We start from the raw sequence: 17503 nt of genomic DNA, 5'->3' as shown, positions 1-17503 counted from the left end.
GTGCCCTCACCGGGCCGAACCGATCGCGTCCAGTAGCACCGACGCGAGCTCGGGCCGGCACATGACGAAATCGGGCAGATATGGGTCGGGACGGTTGTACCGCAGCTCCGAACCGTCCAGACGCGACGCGTGCAGACCCGCGGCGAGCACCACGCCGGCGGGCGCCGCCGAATCCCACTCCCACTGGCCGCCCGCGTGGATGTAGGCGTCGACGTCGCCGCGCACCACGGCCATCGCCTTGGCCCCCGCCGAACCGATACGCACCATCCGGAAGTCGAGATGTTCGCGCATGCGCCACAGCACCGGCGGCGGCCGATTGGAGCTCGCGGTGATCAGGATCGGGCCGTCTTGGCGAGGCGGCGGCGGGGTGACGGTGTCGCTGCGGTACACCTCACCGCGCGCCGGAAGCGCCACCACCGCGTCGGACAAGCCGCCGTGCGGCCCGAGCGAGCGCTGCCACAACGCGATGTGCACCGCCCAGTCTTCGCGTCCCGGCAGGGAGAACTCCCGGGTGCCGTCGACGGGGTCGACGATCCACACCCGATCGGCCTCGACACGGGCGAGATCGTCCACGGCTTCCTCGCTCAGCACCGAATCGCCCGGCCGGGCTTGCGCCAACCGGTCCAGGATCAGCGCGTTCGACCGGCGGTCGCCTTCGTCGCCGAGGTAGTACGGATCGTAGAAACCGACCTCGTCGCGGACGGCCAGCAACAACTCCCCGGCCTCCTTGGCCACTGCTGCGGCCACGTCGGCATCGGAAAGTGTCACCGAGCCAGTATCGGTGCCGTGAACTTTCGGTGTCAGGCCGGGGCAGCCCAATCGATCCCGGCTAGAACGCCGGCCACGGGATCGGCCTGCGCCGGTCGGGCATCGGCATCACCGGATTGTCCAGCAGGGCAAGGATTCTCGCGTACAACGCGGCGATCTCGCGTTCGGTGACCAGACCACACAACTGTTCTCCGAGACCAGCGCCGAACCCGTCGCGCAGGGCCGCGACGTCGGCCAGGGTGTCGTCGTCGACGGGTTTACCCGCCCAGCCCCACAGCACCGTGCGCAACTTGTCCTCGGTGTGCAGGCTCACACCGTGGTCCACGCCGTACACCTGCCCGTCGACGCCGGACAGGATGTGCCCGCCCTTCCGGTCGGCGTTGTTGATCAGCACGTCGAACACCGCGAGCCGGAACAGCCGCGGGTCGTCGGCGTGCACGAGCGTCACCTCGTCGCCCGCGTAGTCGTAGGCCTGCAGGATCGGCAGGAAGCCGGGCGGGATGCGCCCCGCGGGCAGCAGATCCACCAGGTCGGGTCCCGACTCCGGCTCGTCGCCCACCTCGTCGCCGGGCTGGTCGACCCACAGCTGCAGCATGCCCGGCCCGGCGGGCCCGTCGCGAATGATGGTGTAGGGCACGACGTTCCAGCCGAGCGCGGCGGACACGAGGTAGGCACCCAACTCGCGGCCCGCCAAGGTGCCGTCCGGAAAGTCCCACAGCGGCGCCTCGCCGGCCACCGGCTTGTACACGCAGTGCACCTCGCGGCCCCGCAGATGCGCCTCGCACAGGAAGGTGGCATTGCTGGCCGACCGGATCCGGCCGATCACCGTCAACTCACCGTTGTCCAGCACCTCGCCGTCGGATCTGGATGGGCCCGGCCCGCCGTCAGCCGTCGACGTCATCTTCAGGTTCGGCCGTGACGCCGCGCCGGTAGCCGTTGGTGCGCACGCAGATATGACCGTCCGGATCGAGCGGCTCGTCACACAGTGGGCACGGCGGGCGCCCGGCCGAGATGACCCGGTTGGACCGCGTCGCGAACTCCCGAGCCGATTCCGGCGTCAGGAACACCCGCACCGCGTCGGGGCCCTCCTCGGCGTCGTCGAGCACCACCGAGGCATCGAACTCGCCGTCGGACACCGCGAGCAGTTCGACGACGATCGTCTGCGCTTCCGAGTCCCAGCCCAGCCCCATGGTGCCGACCCGGAATTCGGCATCCACCGGGGTGATGAGCGGCCGCAGATCGGCGACCTCCCCGGTGTCCGGCGGGATGGGCGTGCCGAACCGGCGGTTGACCTCGAGCAGCAGTGCGGCGATGCGCTCCGCCAAGACGGCGACCTGCTGCTTTTCGAGCACGACGGAGATCACCCGCTTGTCGTGAACGGCCTGCAGGTAGAAGGTCCGATTACCGGGTTGGCCAACCGTCCCGGCCACGAAGCGGTCGGGCATGCGGAAGACGTGAATTGCGCGGGCCATGGCACCTTCCAAAATACCGTCATCGGTATCGCCGGTCAGTCGGTGGACCCGCCGACCACCGCATCGGTGGTCGGCTTGGCGGCCAACCCGGCGCTGAGTTGGGCGCCGGTGTGGTTGATGTGCATCACGAATGGGCGTAGATCGGTGTAACGGATCACGCTCATCGACGCCGGGTCGGCGGTGATCCGCTGAAAGCCGTCGAGGTGCACACCCAGCGCGTCGGCCAGCACGGCCTTGATGACGTCACCGTGTGTGCACGCCACCCACAGCACGTCCGCGCCGTGTTCCTCGGCGAGTTCGCGGTCGCGCCGGCGCACCGCCGCGACGGCACGGGCCTGGACTTGGGCCAGCCCCTCGCCATCCGGGAACACCGCGGCGCTCGGCTGCGCCTGCACCACGCTCCACAGCGGCTCTTTGACCAAGTCGGCGATCTTGCGGCCGGTCCAGCCGCCGTAGTCGACCTCGGTGAGCCCCTCGTCGACGATGGGCTCCAAACCCAGCGCCGCGGCCAGCGGTTCGACCGTGCGCCGGCACCGCAACAACGGCGACCGCACGATCGCACGCACCGGTAGGTCGCCGATGCGCGCCACCACACCTGCCGCCTGCTCGACACCGCGGTCGTCGAGGTCGACACCCTCCGACCGGCCCGCGAGCGTGTGCGCGGTGTTCGACGTCGAGCGCCCGTGCCGCAACAGGATCAAAGTCATTGTGCCGCCTTCACTGTGCCGCCACCACGCCGGTGCCGAGCAGGACGAGCACCACCGTACCGAGCAGGATCCGGTATCCGACGAACCAATACATGCTGTGCGACACGAGGAATCGCAGGAACCAGGCGATCGCGGCGAATCCGACGACGAAGGCGATCAGCGTCGCGATCAGGAGTTGCGGCCCGCTGGCGCTCATACCTTCCCCGACCGGATGGAACGCGTCGGGCAGCGAGAACAGGCCTGAGGCGAAGACCGCGGGAATGGCGAGCAGAAAACCGAAGCGCGCGGCCAACTCCCGGTCCAGGCCCAGGAAGAGCCCGGCGCTGATGGTGGCGCCGGAACGCGAGACACCCGGCACGAGCGCCAGACATTGCGCGAGGCCGACGATGACGCTGTCGCGCAACGTCAGCTGTTCGACGTGGCGGGTCTGCCTGCCGAAGTACTCGGCCGCCGCGATGACCGCCGAGAACACGATGAGCGCGGACGCCACGAGCCAGAGATTGCGTGCGCCCGTGCGGATTTCGTCCTTGAAGAGCAGCCCGAACACCGCGATCGGGATGGTGCCGATGATCACGAACCAGCCGAGGCGGTAGTCGGCGTTGCGGCGCGCGGCGTCGAACAGGCCTGTGCACCAGGCCTTCGCGATGCGGCCGATGTCCTTGGCGAAGTACACCAGCACCGCGGCCTCGGTGCCGAGCTGGGTGACCGCGGTGAACGAGGCGCCGGCATCGTCGTCGAAGAACACGCGCGACGTGATGGCGAGGTGGCCCGACGACGACACCGGCAGAAACTCGGTGAGCCCCTGCACAATCGACAACACGATCACTTGGAGCCACGACATCGCAGGCACGTCAGTCACGACGACGACCGTACCGTGGCACCCCGCGAAGGGTTGGCTCAGCGAGCGGTGCGCGCCACCGGCTGCGCCTCGGCAACGGCGTCGCGAACCGTCGCCGAAAGGCTGCGCTCGTCGGTGAGGTCGATGTCGGTGAGTTTGCGGGCAGCGACGGCCACCACATCTTCCTCGGCGGGAACCGGACCGGAAAGCCTCGGCCGATACACCTCGATCATCAGCTGCTGGCGCTCGATGTGGAAAGAAAATGTCCGCCCATCACCAACTTGGCCAAATCCGCTGGCGTGGACACCAGTGGAAATGTCCTCGATAGCAAACTTCTGGTCTCCCAGGTGTCGGTCTGCGGCGAGGGTCATGTCCCGACCATACCTCCACTTATGGCGAGATGCTTGCATACGGGAACAAAGGCAGGCCGCAACCGTGCCTAAACTGGACTCTTGCCCGTTTACAGATCGATCACCCCGACCGAGAGCCGTCCGTTGCGCCTAATCACTGCAGGTCAGCCGGTTTATGCCGGCGTGGCCGCGTTGGTACTGCTGTTCACGGCAGGCTGTTCGTCCAATCCGGCCGACACGCCGCCGCCCACCATCGAGCCGGCCCAGGCCGCAGTTTCACCGCCGGTGACCGCCACCCCGGACGGCCAGGTCCGACCCGTGACCGGCCACGCGCAGGCTGCCGTCTTCGACGCAGCAACCAGCACATTGGCGGTTCTCGGGCCCGGACCAGACGGCCAGTCGTCGCTGACGCTGCTGGCCGGCACGGCCCCGCCGCGCACAGTTTTGCTGGAATCGAAAGCGACCGCATTGTCCGGCGACGGGCGCGGCGGGCTACTGCTGCCCACGCGCGGCGGCTATTTCCAGCTGGACCTCGCGCGCGCCGGAGCCAAGCCCGAAAGGGTTGGCATCGACGGGCAACATGATGTCGACTTCACCGCCATCGCGGTGCGCGCGGACGGCAAGCTGGTCCTCGGCAGCGCCGACGGCGCGGTGTACACCCTCGACGGCCCGACGACCGTGGGCGCCCGGCTGAAGATCTTCGCTCGTGTGGATTCCCTGGTGACACAAGGCAATACCGCGGTGGTTCTCGACCGCGGGCAGACGTCGGTGACGACAGTGGACGCCGACGGGACCGAGGCCGACCACGCGCTGCGGGCCGGCGAGGGGGCCACCACGATGACCACCGATCCGCAGGGCCGGATTCTCGTGGCCGACACCCGCGGCGACGGGCTTCTGGTGTTCGGCACCGACCCGCTGATCCTGCGCCAGCGCTATCCCGTGCGCGGCGCGCCCTACGGACTGGCCGGCTCCCCTGGCCTGGCCTGGGTGTCGGAGACCGCGACCAACACGGTCATTGGTTACGATCTTGACACCGGCATACCCGTCGAAAAGGTGCGTTATCGAACCGTGCAGCAACCCAACTCCCTGGCATACGACGACAAAGCCGACACGCTCTATGTGGTGTCGGGCTCGGGAGCGGGCGTGCAGGTGATCGCGAACGCGGCGGTGAAACCATGACGGCCGTGCAGCGCGGCCGGATGCCACCGGGCTGGGACAAGGTGGTCGCCGAAGATCTCTCCGACGAATACGACTGGGTGCCGTTGCGGCTGCCGCCCGATGTCACACGGGTCAGCGCCTCCATCCGGTTGTCGATCGAAGCGGAATACCGCGGCTGGGAACTGACCCGGGTGCGGGCCTACACAGACGGGAGCCGACGGGTGCTGCTGCGCCGCAAGAAGACGGCCGCCACCATGCCGGGAACACCGGACCAGCCGGCGCTGTGATGTACGCCGCGTTGCGGCGGGCAATGTTCCTCATGCCCGCGGAACGGATACACACCTGGGTTTTCGCGCTGCTGCGCACCGCGACCGGCCCGGCCGCCCTGCGCCGGGTCCTGTCGCGACGGCTGGCCCCCACCGATCCGATCCTGGCCAGCACGGTGTTCGGCGTGCGGTTTCCCGGGCCGCTTGGTCTGGCGGCAGGTTTCGACAAGGACGGCCGCGGCCTGAACGCCTGGGGCGCATTGGGTTTCGGTTATGCCGAGGTGGGTACCGTCACCGCGCAGCCGCAGCCGGGCAATCCCGAGCCCAGGCTGTTCCGGCTGCCGGACGACCATGCGCTGCTCAACCGGATGGGCTTCAACAACGCGGGTGCCGCCGCGCTGGCCGCCCGCCTGGCCAGCCACACCCCGGACGTGCCGATCGGGGTGAACATCGGCAAGACGAAGGTCACCCCCGCCGAAGCCGCGGTGTCCGACTACGTCACGAGCACCCGGTTGCTGAGCGCGCATGCGTCGTTCGTGGTGGTCAACGTGAGCTCGCCCAACACTCCCGGCCTGCGGGATCTACAGGCGGTGGCGTCGCTGCGGCCGATCCTGGCCGCGGTCAAGGGCGAGACCGACAAACCCGTTCTGGTCAAGATCGCGCCGGATCTGTCGGACGCCGACATCGACGAGATCGCCGATCTGGCAGTCGAATTGGGCCTGGCGGGCATCGTCGCGACCAACACCACGGTGTCGCGTGACGGGCTGCGCACCCCCGGCGCCGCCGACCTCGGCCCCGGCGGGATATCGGGGCGTCCGGTCGCCCGGCGCTCCGCCGAGGTGCTGCGACAGCTATACCGCCGTGTCGGCGACAAGTTGGTGTTGATCAGCGTGGGCGGTATCGAGACCGCCGACGACGCGTGGGACCGCATCACCTCGGGCGCCTCGCTGCTGCAGGGCTACACCGGGTTCATCTACGGCGGCGGCTTGTGGGCCAAGGACATTCACGACGGCATCGCCGAGCGGCTGCGCCGGGGCGGGTTCGCGTCACTGGCCGATGCGGTGGGCTCGGCCGCGCGTTGACCGGACACTGACCCAGCGCGAGCGACCGCGAATTGCCGACACAGACCGGCGTGTCGGCGTACAAACACAGTCGCTCGCGGTGTGGGGTGAGGTTACTTCTGGTCAGTTCTGTTCATAGGTGCCGTGGATGACGGCGCGGGCGATCGCGTGGCCGAACAGGTTGAAGCCGAGGTAGGCCGGGGTGGCGCCGTCGGGCAGATCGAGCTTGTCCACGTCGAGCGCGTGCACGGCGATGTAGTAACGGTGCGGGCCGTGCCCGGCCGGCGGCGCGGCGCCGATGAAGCGCTTCTGGCCCGCGTCATTGGCCAGGGTGACCGCACCGCCCGGCAGCGGGCTGCCGTCGCCCGCGCCCGCGGGAAGTTCGGTGACCGTGGCAGGCAGGTCGGCGACTGCCCAGTGCCAGAAGCCCGACGCGGTCGGCGCGTCCGGGTCGTAGACCGTCACCGCGAAGCTCTTGGTCTCGGCCGGGAAACCCGACCAGCTGAGCTGCGGCGAGATGTCTGACCCGCCGGCGCCCATGATGCCGCTGACCTGGTCGTTGCCGAGCGGCTGCCCGTCGGTGACCGATTCGGATGTGAGGGTGAAGCTCGGGAGTTGCGGCAGATTCGCGTAGGGGTCAGGACGGCTCATGTGCTTCCCTTCGTGTCGTCAGTCGTGTCGTCAGCAGTTCTTGAGAAAGTGTTCCAGAACGTTCGCCCCGAATTGCAGGGCATCGACCGGCACGCGCTCGTCCACACCGTGGAACAGCGCGGCGAAGTCGAGGTCCGGCGGCAGGCGCAGCGGCGCGAACCCGAAGCATCGAATCCCCAACCGCTGGAACGACTTGGCGTCGGTCCCACCGGACAGCATGTACGGCACGATGCGGGCGTCGGGGTCGAGCGCCAGCACGGCCTCGTTCATCGCGTCGACGAGGTCGCCGTCGAATGTCGTCTCATACGACGGCAGGTCCCGCTCCCAACTGCGCGTGACGTCCGGCCCGATCAGCTCGTCGACCTCGCGCTCGAAGGCCTCCTTGCGACCGGGCAACACGCGGCAGTCCACGACCGCCTCGGCCGACGCCGGTATGACGTTGGCCTTGTACCCGGCTTTGAGCATGGTCGGGTTGGCGGTGTCGCGCAGTGTCGCCGACACGATCCGGGCCACCCCGCCGAGTTTGGCGATAGTGCCCTCCAGATCCGGGGAGTCCACGTCGAACGTGTACCCGGTTTCCTCGGCCACCGCGGTCAGGAACTGCTCGACCGCCGGATTGAGCACGAGCGGGAACTGGTGGCGGCCGAGCCGGTCGACCGCACCCGCGATCGCCGTGACGGCGTTGTCGTCGTGCACCATCGACCCGTGACCTGCGCGCCCGCGGGCCGACAGCCGCATCCAGGACAGGCCCTTCTCGGCCGTCTCGATGAGGTAGAGCCGCCGTTCGCCACCGTCCTTGCGCGGCACCGTGAGCGAGAAGCCGCCGACCTCACCGATCGCCTCGGTGACACCCTCGAACAGATCGGGCCGGTTGTCGACGAGCCAGTTGGCCCCGTACGTGCCGCCGTGCTCCTCATCGGCGATGAACGCGAACACCAGATCGCGCGGCGGCACGATGCCCGCCCGTTTGAAGTGCCGGGCCACCGCGATCGACATGCCGACCATGTCCTTCATGTCGACCGCGCCGCGGCCCCACACGTACCCGTCCTTGACCGCTCCCGAGAACGGGTGCACGCTCCAGTCCGCCGGCTCGGCAGGCACGACGTCGAGATGCCCGTGCACCATGAGCGCACCTCGGGAGGGGTTGGACCCGGGCAATCGGGCAAACACGTTGCCGCGGCCCGGCGCGCCGGATTCGATGTATTCGGTCTGGTAGCCGACCTCCTGCAGCTTTTCGGCCACCCACTGGGCACACTCGGCCTCGCCCTTGGTGGTCGCCGGATCACCGGTGTTGGACGTATCGAACCTGATGAGTGCGCTGACGAGATCGACGACCTCGTCCGCACTAGCCGCCGGGACAGTCACAGTCACCATTCGTACCACTGGCGTGCGCTTCGGGGCGGAGTCGACGGCGAGAGCCGGGCTGGTTTGGGTTCCGGGCCCTACATCCGATAGCCTTAGGCGCCCAACCCGCAAGGTTGGTTCGCAGGTCCGAGTGGCGGAATGGCAGACGCGCTAGCTTGAGGTGCTAGTGCCCTATTAACGGGCGTGGGGGTTCAAGTCCCCCCTCGGACACAACAAATGCCACTGCGTATACGCAGCTAGACGGCAGTTATGCGGCGCCGGCGGTCGGCAGGCGCCTTGGACACTCTCCAAGATCTTCGCGTCCAGATTCACTGCCACCGCGGCGAGCTGTCGAACAGATCCGCGTAGATCCGCAGAGTCAGGCTGGGGTCCTTCTGCCCGAGCATCCGCGACACTGTAAGGGCGTTCGCGCCGGACTGACGGCCAGGCTCGCGCACGTGTGTCGCAGGTCGGAACGTAATCGTCTGCACCGGGGCGCGTTCGATTCGCTCGGTTAAGACGATTGTGCGATCACCTCGATTGCTTTATTACAAGATGAGAATCCTTTTCAGATTAAAAGCTTCTTGCGGCGTACTTCGAATACTATCCAGCAGACTGCGATGAAGAACGTCACTGGACCCGGCACCAAAATTAGACCCTGCCAATAACTAATTGACTGCGCCAGAAGAATGCCAATCGGCAAAAGACCAATTGCAATAGCCCCGACGTATGTGCGCACTCTAGGAGCTGGATAGCCGGCACCGAATCGTGGAGCAAAGTAGAGGATCCCGATTATGCCAATATAGAACATAAGTAACCCGGTCAATTCATGCAAGACCACGCCTGGTATCCCATTAACGTAATAAGCCGCTCCGAGGACCACTGCAGTAGATATTACGGTGATGCGCATCCAGAGGTTCGGCACGGGTATAAGTACCGGCCCATCAGTTAGGTAGCGATCAACGATCGGTTGATTAACGGAAGGCGCCCAAATAGACGACGCACGTTTGCGTGAAGCGCGTCTACCAACAAGATGAGTGACGATAGAGGCTCCTAACGTTATCCATAATGGCCACGCTAACGTGTTGATCGTAAGGGCGCTATGCGGAAGCGCTGATAACAGTGTCGGCGCAAATATATTGAAGGTGGTCATCGCACGACGCATATAGGCACGTCGCGATAGTTCTCGATGGAGGTTTACTCCGTTTTCAATTCTAGCTAGATGCGTTGATGCTCGAGGGACCTTTAGAAGCGTCGCAAACTCAGCCGCGATCCACACCGGTAAAGGCGACGATGGAGATAGGTAGTGCTTGAGCGAGTGGTCACCAAATGGACTACCCTCTCCGGGCAAATCATTCGTTTCCATGCCACGAATTTCACGTACACTTTGAACACGACCAACGATATCGTGCACTGAAAAATACTCGCACCAACGTTCTATTTTCAGCTCTTTCAATAGGTCCACGGAATCTACCGGTGCCTGTGTCGCTCTTTTGCTAATATTGTAAGCTAACATTCCGCAGTAAATAACGATCGAGACTGCAACGACGATCCAACGTGTGATGGTTATCGTTTCAAACCCATCTAGTGCTCCGTAAAAGGGTGCGGTGGAGAATTCGTACATTGCTCGCATGGCAGACCCTTGAAGCGATGAGCCTAGTGCCGGAAACGCCATGATCTGTACCATTGCGCCGACGAATAAAACAAACTTTTCACAAAACCGGGTAACCGTCGAATCTAATATTGGAAAAAGAGCAACGCAAGTCGCCCCCAAAGCAATCAGTGCCATGAGCGTGGTGAAGCCGATCCCGCCAAATATCCGCATACTCAATATGCCGCGAAGGCCAGACCCGATTGTATGTACCGATTTAATCCTTTTAACCCGATCCAACGGAAGTCGGCGCAGCAGTTCATAGGTAAGAAAACCGCCCTGAGAATGGGCCACGATGACGATTTTCCTACACTCATCTTCGATCGTTCTCAGTTCCGCATCCAACTTTGCGATTATGCAATCTAGACGCTCACCACCAAGCGATGCGATACGCACCTGCTCAGCGACATTTAGCGGTGACAGAAGGAACCAGATTGCTCCTGCCAGGACCACAATACTCGCAAGAATGCCCACACCGACCGATTTACCAAATACATACGAGAAGAACGACGCTGGGACAGCTATCCAGCACAACGCAGTCAAAATCCGCCAAAACAGTCCCAGGTCATCGAATCGATCCTTCGGGTGCCTAGCAACGCGTGCATGCCCATCCGCAACAAGAAAAGCAAGCATCGGCAAACACGCCAGGAGCCACCAGCCGAAGGCGTGCAGTTGCCGCGGTGTAAGCCGCCACCGCTTTCCGGCGTCATCCAACGACCAATACGCTTCTCGAAATACGACGCGGTCACGTCGTCCGCCATGCAGAAGACTCCATCTGTCGGCGGACTCGGACTCCTGCACAGTAGTACAGCCGACTCGCTCGAAACCCGCTAACAGTGCTTCGGCGAATCTACGGCACGTGTCGCCTTTAGCCTGATTGCCGACGCCATGTACTACCAACACGCCTAGATCACATAGTGGCTTGTGCTTGTGAGTCGTCCCAGGCTTGGAGCGTCGCTGCGCTCGTCGGTTTTCCTGAAAGATCGGTCGATGTCCGGTCGAGACAAGCCGATCTGACGTATGGCGACGCCGGTGCCTGGGCATGGCCTGACACTACGAGTAGACACCGACAGCTTCGGCCATAAAGAGGGGCTCCGTAGCGGTACACGTGGCTTTACGGGCTCCTTCCCCAGGACAACCAGGTGGCGCAATGCGATCGCTAGCGGCGTTCGTCGGGAGCGTCGGCACCGCGCGTGGCGATCTGTCCCAACGGATCGACGTTGTTTATTGCTGGCTTCAGCTGCTGACCGACCGCTGTAATTGGTAGACACAAGGCTCTACCGATCACCGTTTGTCCTAGGCGTGGTACCTCACCGACCGGTCCGGCGCCCTCCACCCGAGGCACAGCTCCGCCATTCGGTCGGCAACGCGCACGCAGATCGATTCCGGCCAATAAACCTCACCGAGGTCAACCTTCGAGCGGATGTCCGACCTTATCGAACTGGACGCCAAGGCGGCTGGGCAGGACCGACGCTTCGCTGGCCGCGGTCGCCGACAGCGACTGCCACCATGAACTGCAGAGACTTCGAAAACCCACGGCCTGCCATGTGCGAGCGTTCAACATCGTCCCCTACCTAACCCATGCCGCATTCGCCCCAGCCGTTCACCGTCCAGAGAAATAGCAACCGCAAACTCGGTTTCGGTGTCGGTCGCCGGCAAGTCCCCCTCGGACACACATCACACATCTCCCCCGGTTCAGAGTTCGTTCAGTCGCCCTGCCACGGCCACCACCCAGGTCAGCTCCTCGTGGAAGATGTCACTGTGCGCACCGGACGGCCCGTCGTCCTTGGCGACCACGCCGGACGCATCGAGGTTCAGAATCTGGCCGGTTTGAAATGGGTACACCGCACCGTCGGCGCCGAGGCTCTGCGTCGGCGAGTTGAACGCGCCGTGTGATCCCATCGCGCGCCACCGGAACAGCGGATCGGCCGCGGCGGCCGAATCGTCGCCCGCGGCGGCTGATGCGAGCGGGTAGAACGTGCCCAAGGCCCGGTCATGGCTCGAAGAAGCAGACCGTCAGCGGGCCGTCGATCCGGCTGAGCATGCCGAACAGGGCACCCGAGCCCTTCCGGAACGGCAGCTTCTCGGTGAACGCGAAGCGCGAGTACGCCCCTTGCAGGAGCGTGACCGATTTGACCGGTGAGGGCTGCGCGGCGGTCATCCCGGCCAGCGCGTAGGAAACCACCCGCGCCCCGAAGCTGTGCCCGACCAGGTGGATGCGCAGACCCGGGAACCTCGCGGCGAATCGGTCGATCACCGGGCCGAGCCCGTCCTTGCCCACCACGCCGGCCCGGTTCTTCATCTTCCAATAGCTGAGCTGGCGCAGCGCCTCCTTGGCGCCGTGCCACAGCTTGGCCGCGAAATCGCCGAGACCCGCCGCACCGCCGCCGTCGTCGCTGAACTCCACCCCGGCGGCCAGCAACTGGTCGGCGAACGTGTTGAACAACTCCGACGGATCCTGGTCGTCGGCGACCATTCCGGGCCCGGCGTCGGGTGCGTCGGCCTCACCGTCGCTGAACCCGTCGGGCGTCGCGGCGTTGAACGCCTGCAGCGCCTCGAACAGATCGGGAACCGCATCCATCGTCGGCGGCGCCGCGAGCAGTTGCGCGAGGGTGTCCAATTCCGCTGTGCCGCTTGGGAACATGTTCTTCAGATCGGCGAGTTCGGCGGGGTCGAGCGAGGGGTCGCCGGCGGCGACGACCCGCTCCTGGCCCAGCGCGGCGGCGCCACCGCCACCGGCGGCCACCGCAGGCTCGAAGTCGGGTATCGGCTCGTCGCGCCACAGTTGCGACGGCCAGCGCACGCCGACGAATCCGACGGAGCGCGCCGGATCCAGTTGCTTCGCCAGTAGCCGAAACCAGCGGTCATACAACGACTTCGCGGCCGCCTCGTCGTTGTTCCAGCCGTGCGAAAAGATCACCAGATCGCTGAGACCTTCGGCGCGGTCGACGAGTTCGGCCACGGCCGCGTTGTCCGAATGCCCCTCCTCGTCGAACACCAGGCGCCAAATCCGGTCCGTCACATCATCGGCCATGGGAAGTCCCTTCGGGTCATACGGATTGCAGTGCGCGCATGAGGTCGACGAGGCCGCTGCCCTGGAATGCGGGATCGCGCCCCAACGAGGTGGCCGAGTCGACGAAGATGCGCTTGATCGCCTCGGGCTTGCTGATGAACTCGCGCTGTACCGAGAGGAACGCCGCGATCGCGCCGGACACGTGGGGCGCGGCCATGCTCGTTCCGCTCTCTTCGAGGTAGACCGGGACGCCGTCGTCGACATCGATCTGGTTCGTCACGCTGTCGCGCCGGGCTCCCGCCGCGGCCGATGTGATGCGCTCGCCTGGCGCGACCAGATCGGGCTTGCGCCGCCCGTCGCCGGTCGGTCCGCGCGAGGAGAAGTACGAGACCCCGAAGGTGTGCGGGGAGCTGCGGTGGGTCGATCCGACCGTGATGGCGCTCTCGGTGTTGCCCGGATCGTTGATCGTCATGTCGACGGTGAACTTCTGCGAATCCTTGCTGGAAGACGTGCTCAGCGAGACGTATCCGGAGTTTCCGGCCGCGACGACCACCACGACTCCCGAGCGCACGGTCTTGTCGACCTCCACGCACATCGGGCTCTGGCCGCACGCGTACCACTCCGCGTTGAACGTATAGCCCAGGCTCAGGTTCACGCCGTGGATACGCGGCGCCCGTTCGCTCCCGGCGTTGAGCTCGCGGACATAGGCGAGGGCCTGCATCACGCGGCTCACCCGCGACACGTCGTCACCGGGACCGAGCACTTTGAGACTCACGAGCTTCGCCTTCGGCGCCATCCCGGCGAGGCGGCCGGGTTCACTGACATCGCGCGGCTGCATGATGGGGTCGCCGCCACGCTCGGGATCGTTGAGCCGCTTCTCGGCCACCACGAGTTTCTTGTCCGCCCAATCCACGAGCCCGCCGGCGATGATGCCCGCGACGTGCGTGCCGTGCCCGTCGGTGTCGGTCAGCGGCGCGTCGCCTCCGGTGAAATCCTTGTGCAGCGCGGACACCAGCGGGTCGGTCACGGTGTGGTGGTGTGCGAAGTGCGGATGGGTCTGCTCGATGCCGGAATCCACGACGGCCCAGACGATCTTGTCGCCATAGCTGTCGAAGGAGCGCTGCGCGGCGACAGCCTTGATGGTGTTCGACGACGCGTCGATCTGCGGGGTGACCTCGAAATCGGGCCAGATCCGGTAGATGGCGCGATGCGGCCAGCTCTGCGGCACCGCGTCGGCCGACACCAGTTGCTTGACCTGGGCGGCCGTCAGATCGCCGATCATGAACTGGTCGGCCAGCGGCTGGGGTGTGCCCGCGGCGCCGACGAGCTGCCACAGGTCGCGGACCCGGTTCATCGCGTCGGCCACCGATGGCTGGAAGCCCAGGTTCAGTTCGATCATGATCGGCATCGGGGACTCGGCAATGGCACCGGCCTTCATCTGCTCACGCAGCGGCGGGGTGATGACGCCGGCCAAAACCGGATCGCGCCTTGGCTTTTCGTCGGGTGGCGGTGCCACGGCGGCGCGCTTTGGCGCGGCGGCGGCCGGAACCGTTGCCGTGGCCGCCGCACATGCCCGCTCGACGTCGCGCCGCCCGGCCGCCGTCAACGTGAACTCACCGGTGCGGGACCGGCTGATCAAGCGCCGCTTGCGCAGGCTCGCGACGGCATCCCCGACACGGTTGTGCCAGTACGGCTTGTCCTTCTCGTACTGCCGATCCCGCTCGACGAACTCGGAGGCGAATCGCGCCGCCACCGCTTCGGTCACCGCGGCGATGTCGGCGGGTTTGTCCAGCGCCGCGAGGTCGGCAAGCGCGCACTGCACCCGATCGGACCAGATTCGACTCTCGGCTGAGCTCACCGCGCTCCCTCGGCATCGTCGTCGACCCGGCGGGTCCACTCAGTCAATGGTGCTATGGGCGGCGGGCGCCCGTCCCGATTTCTCGGTTCCCCGGCACCGGCGTTTCGCGGCGGCCCGGCCGGCAAATTCGGGTTGTTGGACTAGGGAAATACATTCATGGACAACGTCAATCGGCCAGGTGCCGGTCGTAATCACGGCGTTCGAGCCAGCGTTGCAGGTCGTATACGCCGAAGGCGGCGAAGATCAGCGGCAGCGCGGCCAGCCAGCCAGTCACAACCGCTCCTGGTGTTCGGCGGATTTTGTGAACATTTCCGGCACTCCTGACGTTTGATCCACCGATAATCCCGGTGATGCTCGAACCGTACGACCGGAGGACCGCCAATTCACGAGTGGAGCGCTACCTGTATTCGGCGGGCAGTCGCCGGATTGCGCAACGCCGCGCGCTGGCGCGTCGGGCATGCCGCGACTCGATCGAGTAGCCGACTACTCGTGCCATGTCGCCGCACTCCCCCGAGAATCGTTCTGGGCGGGTCAACGGGCAGGGTCGGGAGGACACCATGAGGATCGCGGCTCTGGCGGCGCGGCTGGCCGAGCGGCTGGACCGGTCCGTCGGGTGGTCCCGCCTGCCCACGGTGATCGGGCTCGGCGTACTCGTCGGTTTGCGCCACCAACTGCGTACCGCGAACCTCTACGACTCCGGCAGCGTCCCCGCCGACACCCCGCGCCCCGGCGACTACCTGGTCGCGCGCACACGCGACGGCACATACAACGACCTCGCCAACCCTCAGATGGGGGCCATCGGCTGCCGGTTCGGCCGCAACGTCCCGCCCGCATACGCCTATCCCGAGACCGGCAGTCGACTGCTCGACCCGAACCCCCGGTTGATCAGCCGGAAACTCCTGACACGCGAAACCTTCCAACCCGCGACAACACTCAACCTGCTTGCCGCGGCATGGATCCAGTTCGAGGTGCACGACTGGTTCAGCCACGGATCCGTGACGTCACAGCCGTTTGTGGTACCGCTGCAGAACGACGACCCGTGGCCGGACCGCCCGATGCACGTCGAACGCACCGCACCCGACCCGAACCCCGATCCGACCGGTCCCGCCACGTTTACCACACAGGATTCGCATTGGTGGGATGCCTCCCAGATCTACGGCACCACAGCGGAGTTCGCGTCCGCGCTACGCGCACCGGACGAGGGCAAACTACGCATCGACGACGCAGGCCTGCCGCCGCCGGACGTCGAGGCGCTCCTCGATCTGAACAGCACCGCGGGCAACTTCTGGGTCGGTCTGGCGCTGCTGCACTCACTGTTCATGCGCGAGCACAACGCGATCTGCACCCACCTCGCCCAACGCCATCCACACCTGTCAGGCCAACAGCTCTACGACAAGGCGCGGCTGGTCAATGCGGCACTGATGGCCAAGATCCACACCACCGACTGGACCCCGGCGATCATCGCGCACCCCACCACGGTCTATGCCATGCGGGCCAACTGGTTCGGACTTCTCGGCGAGCGGATCGGCCGCAGATTCGGGCGGCCCACGCGCAGTGCCCTGCTGCACGGGATTCCCGGCTCACGCACCGAGCACCACGATGTGCCGTACTCGCTGACCGAGGAGTTCGTTGCGGTGTACCGGATGCATCCCCTCATCCCCGACGAGTTCGCGTTCCGCTCGCTGCGCGACGACCGCGTCACCGCGCGGCACGAGCTACCCGACCTGTCGGTGCTAAACGTGCGTGCGCGCCTCGCCGAGACACCCATGGCCGACCTGTTCTATTCGTTCGGCCGCGCCCATCCGGGCGCCATATCGCTACACAACTTCCCGCGTCATCTACAGGAGATGCGCCGCGTCGACGGGACACCGGTCGATCTCGCCACGATCGATCTCATCCGGTCCAGGGAGCGGGGCGTGCCACGCTACAACGAGTTCCGCACGCTGTTCCGGCTCAAGCCGGCTGCCACGTTCGAGGAGCTGACCGGCGAGACCACACTGGCGGCAGAGCTCCGCGAGATCTATGACGACGTCGACCTCGTCGACCTGATGATCGGGCTCTATGCCGAGCCGAAGCCACGAGGATTCGGCTTCAGCGACACCGCTTTTCGGGTCTTCATTCTGATGGCGACGCGCCGGCTGGAGAGCGATCGCTTCTTCACCGCCGACTTCCGCGACGAGGTCTACACCACCGCAGGCATGGATTGGATCCGTGACAACGACATGCGCTCGGTGCTCCTGCGTCATTTCCCGGAGCTCGCACCCGCCATTGCCGGCGTCGCCAACCCGTTCGCACCGTGGCGGGCGGTGGACCAGAAGACGCCGACGTAGTTCACGACTCCTCAACCGAATTCGACAAGGAAAGGC

16 protein-coding genes and 1 tRNA gene are annotated in these 17503 nt (G+C 65.8%); 5 read left to right on the top strand and 12 right to left on the bottom strand.

Annotated features, from left to right (window positions below; translation table 11 throughout):
* Nucleotides 1-6: 6 nt before the first annotated feature.
* The 6 genes from ACOI2T_RS14310 to ACOI2T_RS14285 form a co-directional block, all read right to left on the bottom strand.
* Nucleotides 7-768, bottom strand: coding sequence for a 3'(2'),5'-bisphosphate nucleotidase CysQ (locus ACOI2T_RS14310; protein WP_067858859.1), 762 nt, complete (start codon nt 766-768; stop codon nt 7-9).
* A gap of 61 nt (nt 769-829) precedes the next feature.
* On the bottom strand, nt 830-1669 hold the full coding sequence (locus tag ACOI2T_RS14305) for an Rv2133c family protein (protein WP_409501693.1): 840 nt from the start codon (nt 1667-1669) through the stop codon (nt 830-832).
* Nucleotides 1653-2240 (bottom strand): Rv2134c family protein, encoded by a 588-nt coding sequence (locus ACOI2T_RS14300; protein ID WP_067858865.1) that lies wholly within the window; start codon nt 2238-2240, stop codon nt 1653-1655. Before ACOI2T_RS14300 ends, ACOI2T_RS14305 begins: the two co-directional genes overlap by 17 nt.
* A 35-nt stretch (nt 2241-2275) precedes the next feature.
* Nucleotides 2276-2947, bottom strand: coding sequence for a histidine phosphatase family protein (locus ACOI2T_RS14295; protein WP_409501692.1), 672 nt, complete (start codon nt 2945-2947; stop codon nt 2276-2278).
* A gap of 10 nt (nt 2948-2957) precedes the next feature.
* The gene (locus ACOI2T_RS14290; RefSeq protein WP_409501915.1) at nt 2958-3788 is read right to left on the bottom strand and encodes an undecaprenyl-diphosphate phosphatase; all 831 of its coding nucleotides are present in this window, start codon (nt 3786-3788) and stop codon (nt 2958-2960) included.
* A 56-nt stretch (nt 3789-3844) separates the two neighbouring features.
* The gene (locus ACOI2T_RS14285; RefSeq protein ID WP_067858873.1) at nt 3845-4156 is read right to left on the bottom strand and encodes a hypothetical protein; all 312 of its coding nucleotides are present in this window, start codon (nt 4154-4156) and stop codon (nt 3845-3847) included.
* 123 nt (nt 4157-4279) lie between these two features.
* On the opposite strand from ACOI2T_RS14285, the gene ACOI2T_RS14280 reads away from it, so the two are divergent.
* Genes ACOI2T_RS14280 through ACOI2T_RS14270 form a run of 3 tightly spaced genes read left to right on the top strand, consistent with a single transcriptional unit; the run spans nt 4280 to nt 6641 of the window.
* Nucleotides 4280-5314 (top strand): YncE family protein, encoded by a 1035-nt coding sequence (locus ACOI2T_RS14280; protein ID WP_409501914.1) that lies wholly within the window; start codon nt 4280-4282, stop codon nt 5312-5314.
* Nucleotides 5311-5580, top strand: coding sequence for a DUF5703 family protein (locus ACOI2T_RS14275; protein WP_067858879.1), 270 nt, complete (start codon nt 5311-5313; stop codon nt 5578-5580). Before ACOI2T_RS14280 ends, ACOI2T_RS14275 begins: the two co-directional genes overlap by 4 nt.
* A complete protein-coding gene (locus ACOI2T_RS14270) occupies nt 5580-6641 on the top strand; it encodes a quinone-dependent dihydroorotate dehydrogenase (protein WP_409501691.1) in 1062 nt (353 codons plus the stop codon). The genes ACOI2T_RS14275 and ACOI2T_RS14270 overlap by 1 nt, the downstream gene beginning before the upstream one ends.
* Nucleotides 6642-6743: 102 nt before the next feature.
* Here ACOI2T_RS14270 and ACOI2T_RS14265 read toward each other — a convergent pair whose 3' ends face one another.
* Together ACOI2T_RS14265 and ACOI2T_RS14260 are read right to left on the bottom strand one after the other, a co-directional pair.
* Entirely contained in the window at nt 6744-7271 is a 528-nt protein-coding gene (locus ACOI2T_RS14265) for a YbhB/YbcL family Raf kinase inhibitor-like protein (protein WP_067858885.1), read from the bottom strand.
* Between the two features lie 30 nt (nt 7272-7301).
* Nucleotides 7302-8645 (bottom strand): M20/M25/M40 family metallo-hydrolase, encoded by a 1344-nt coding sequence (locus ACOI2T_RS14260; protein ID WP_409501690.1) that lies wholly within the window; start codon nt 8643-8645, stop codon nt 7302-7304.
* A 115-nt stretch (nt 8646-8760) separates the two neighbouring features.
* On the opposite strand from ACOI2T_RS14260, the gene ACOI2T_RS14255 reads away from it, so the two are divergent.
* Nucleotides 8761-8846: transfer RNA gene (locus ACOI2T_RS14255), tRNA-Leu, on the top strand.
* 337 nt (nt 8847-9183) lie between these two features.
* On the opposite strand, the gene ACOI2T_RS14250 is transcribed toward ACOI2T_RS14255, so the two are convergent.
* The 4 genes from ACOI2T_RS14250 to ACOI2T_RS14235 form a co-directional block, all read right to left on the bottom strand.
* On the bottom strand, nt 9184-11169 hold the full coding sequence (locus tag ACOI2T_RS14250; RefSeq protein ID WP_409501676.1) for a lipase family protein: 1986 nt from the start codon (nt 11167-11169) through the stop codon (nt 9184-9186).
* 792 nt (nt 11170-11961) lie between these two features.
* On the bottom strand, nt 11962-12252 hold the full coding sequence (locus ACOI2T_RS14245) for a hypothetical protein (protein ID WP_421876828.1): 291 nt from the start codon (nt 12250-12252) through the stop codon (nt 11962-11964).
* Between the two features lie 7 nt (nt 12253-12259).
* Nucleotides 12260-13300, bottom strand: coding sequence for a serine-threonine protein kinase (locus ACOI2T_RS14240; RefSeq protein ID WP_421876825.1), 1041 nt, complete (start codon nt 13298-13300; stop codon nt 12260-12262).
* Between the two features lie 16 nt (nt 13301-13316).
* Nucleotides 13317-15137 carry a S8 family serine peptidase gene (locus ACOI2T_RS14235; RefSeq protein ID WP_409501674.1) on the bottom strand — a complete coding sequence of 607 codons (1821 nt, stop codon included), beginning with the start codon at nt 15135-15137 and terminating at the stop codon, nt 13317-13319.
* A 557-nt stretch (nt 15138-15694) separates the two neighbouring features.
* Here ACOI2T_RS14235 and ACOI2T_RS14230 point away from each other — a divergent pair.
* A complete protein-coding gene (locus ACOI2T_RS14230; protein WP_409501673.1) occupies nt 15695-17467 on the top strand; it encodes a peroxidase family protein in 1773 nt (590 codons plus the stop codon).
* Nucleotides 17468-17503: the final 36 nt, after the last annotated feature.

This window comes from Mycolicibacterium wolinskyi str. Jessa 2025 (assembly GCF_049241375.1).
Taxonomy (GTDB): domain Bacteria; phylum Actinomycetota; class Actinomycetes; order Mycobacteriales; family Mycobacteriaceae; genus Mycobacterium; species Mycobacterium wolinskyi.
The sequence above is the reverse complement of the archived record's forward strand: the minus strand, read 5'-3'. Positions and strand labels throughout refer to the sequence as shown.

Bases quoted from the DNA above. Each gene is read 5' to 3' on its own strand.
- ACOI2T_RS14305 (WP_409501693.1), bottom strand. From the start codon at position 1,669: ATGACGTCGACGGCTGACGGCGGGCCGGGCCCATCCAGATCCGACGGC.
- ACOI2T_RS14300 (WP_067858865.1), bottom strand. From the start codon at position 2,240: ATGGCCCGCGCAATTCACGTCTTCCGCATGCCCGACCGCTTCGTGGCC.
- ACOI2T_RS14295 (WP_409501692.1), bottom strand. From the start codon at position 2,947: ATGACTTTGATCCTGTTGCGGCACGGGCGCTCGACGTCGAACACCGCG.
- ACOI2T_RS14290 (WP_409501915.1), bottom strand. From the start codon at position 3,788: ATGTCGTGGCTCCAAGTGATCGTGTTGTCGATTGTGCAGGGGCTCACC.
- ACOI2T_RS14285 (WP_067858873.1), bottom strand. From the start codon at position 4,156: ATGACCCTCGCCGCAGACCGACACCTGGGAGACCAGAAGTTTGCTATC.
- ACOI2T_RS14275 (WP_067858879.1), top strand. From the start codon at position 5,311: ATGACGGCCGTGCAGCGCGGCCGGATGCCACCGGGCTGGGACAAGGTG.
- ACOI2T_RS14270 (WP_409501691.1), top strand. From the start codon at position 5,580: ATGTACGCCGCGTTGCGGCGGGCAATGTTCCTCATGCCCGCGGAACGG.
- ACOI2T_RS14265 (WP_067858885.1), bottom strand. From the start codon at position 7,271: ATGAGCCGTCCTGACCCCTACGCGAATCTGCCGCAACTCCCGAGCTTC.
- ACOI2T_RS14260 (WP_409501690.1), bottom strand. From the start codon at position 8,645: ATGGTGACTGTGACTGTCCCGGCGGCTAGTGCGGACGAGGTCGTCGAT.
- ACOI2T_RS14240 (WP_421876825.1), bottom strand. From the start codon at position 13,300: ATGGCCGATGATGTGACGGACCGGATTTGGCGCCTGGTGTTCGACGAG.
- ACOI2T_RS14230 (WP_409501673.1), top strand. From the start codon at position 15,695: ATGAGGATCGCGGCTCTGGCGGCGCGGCTGGCCGAGCGGCTGGACCGG.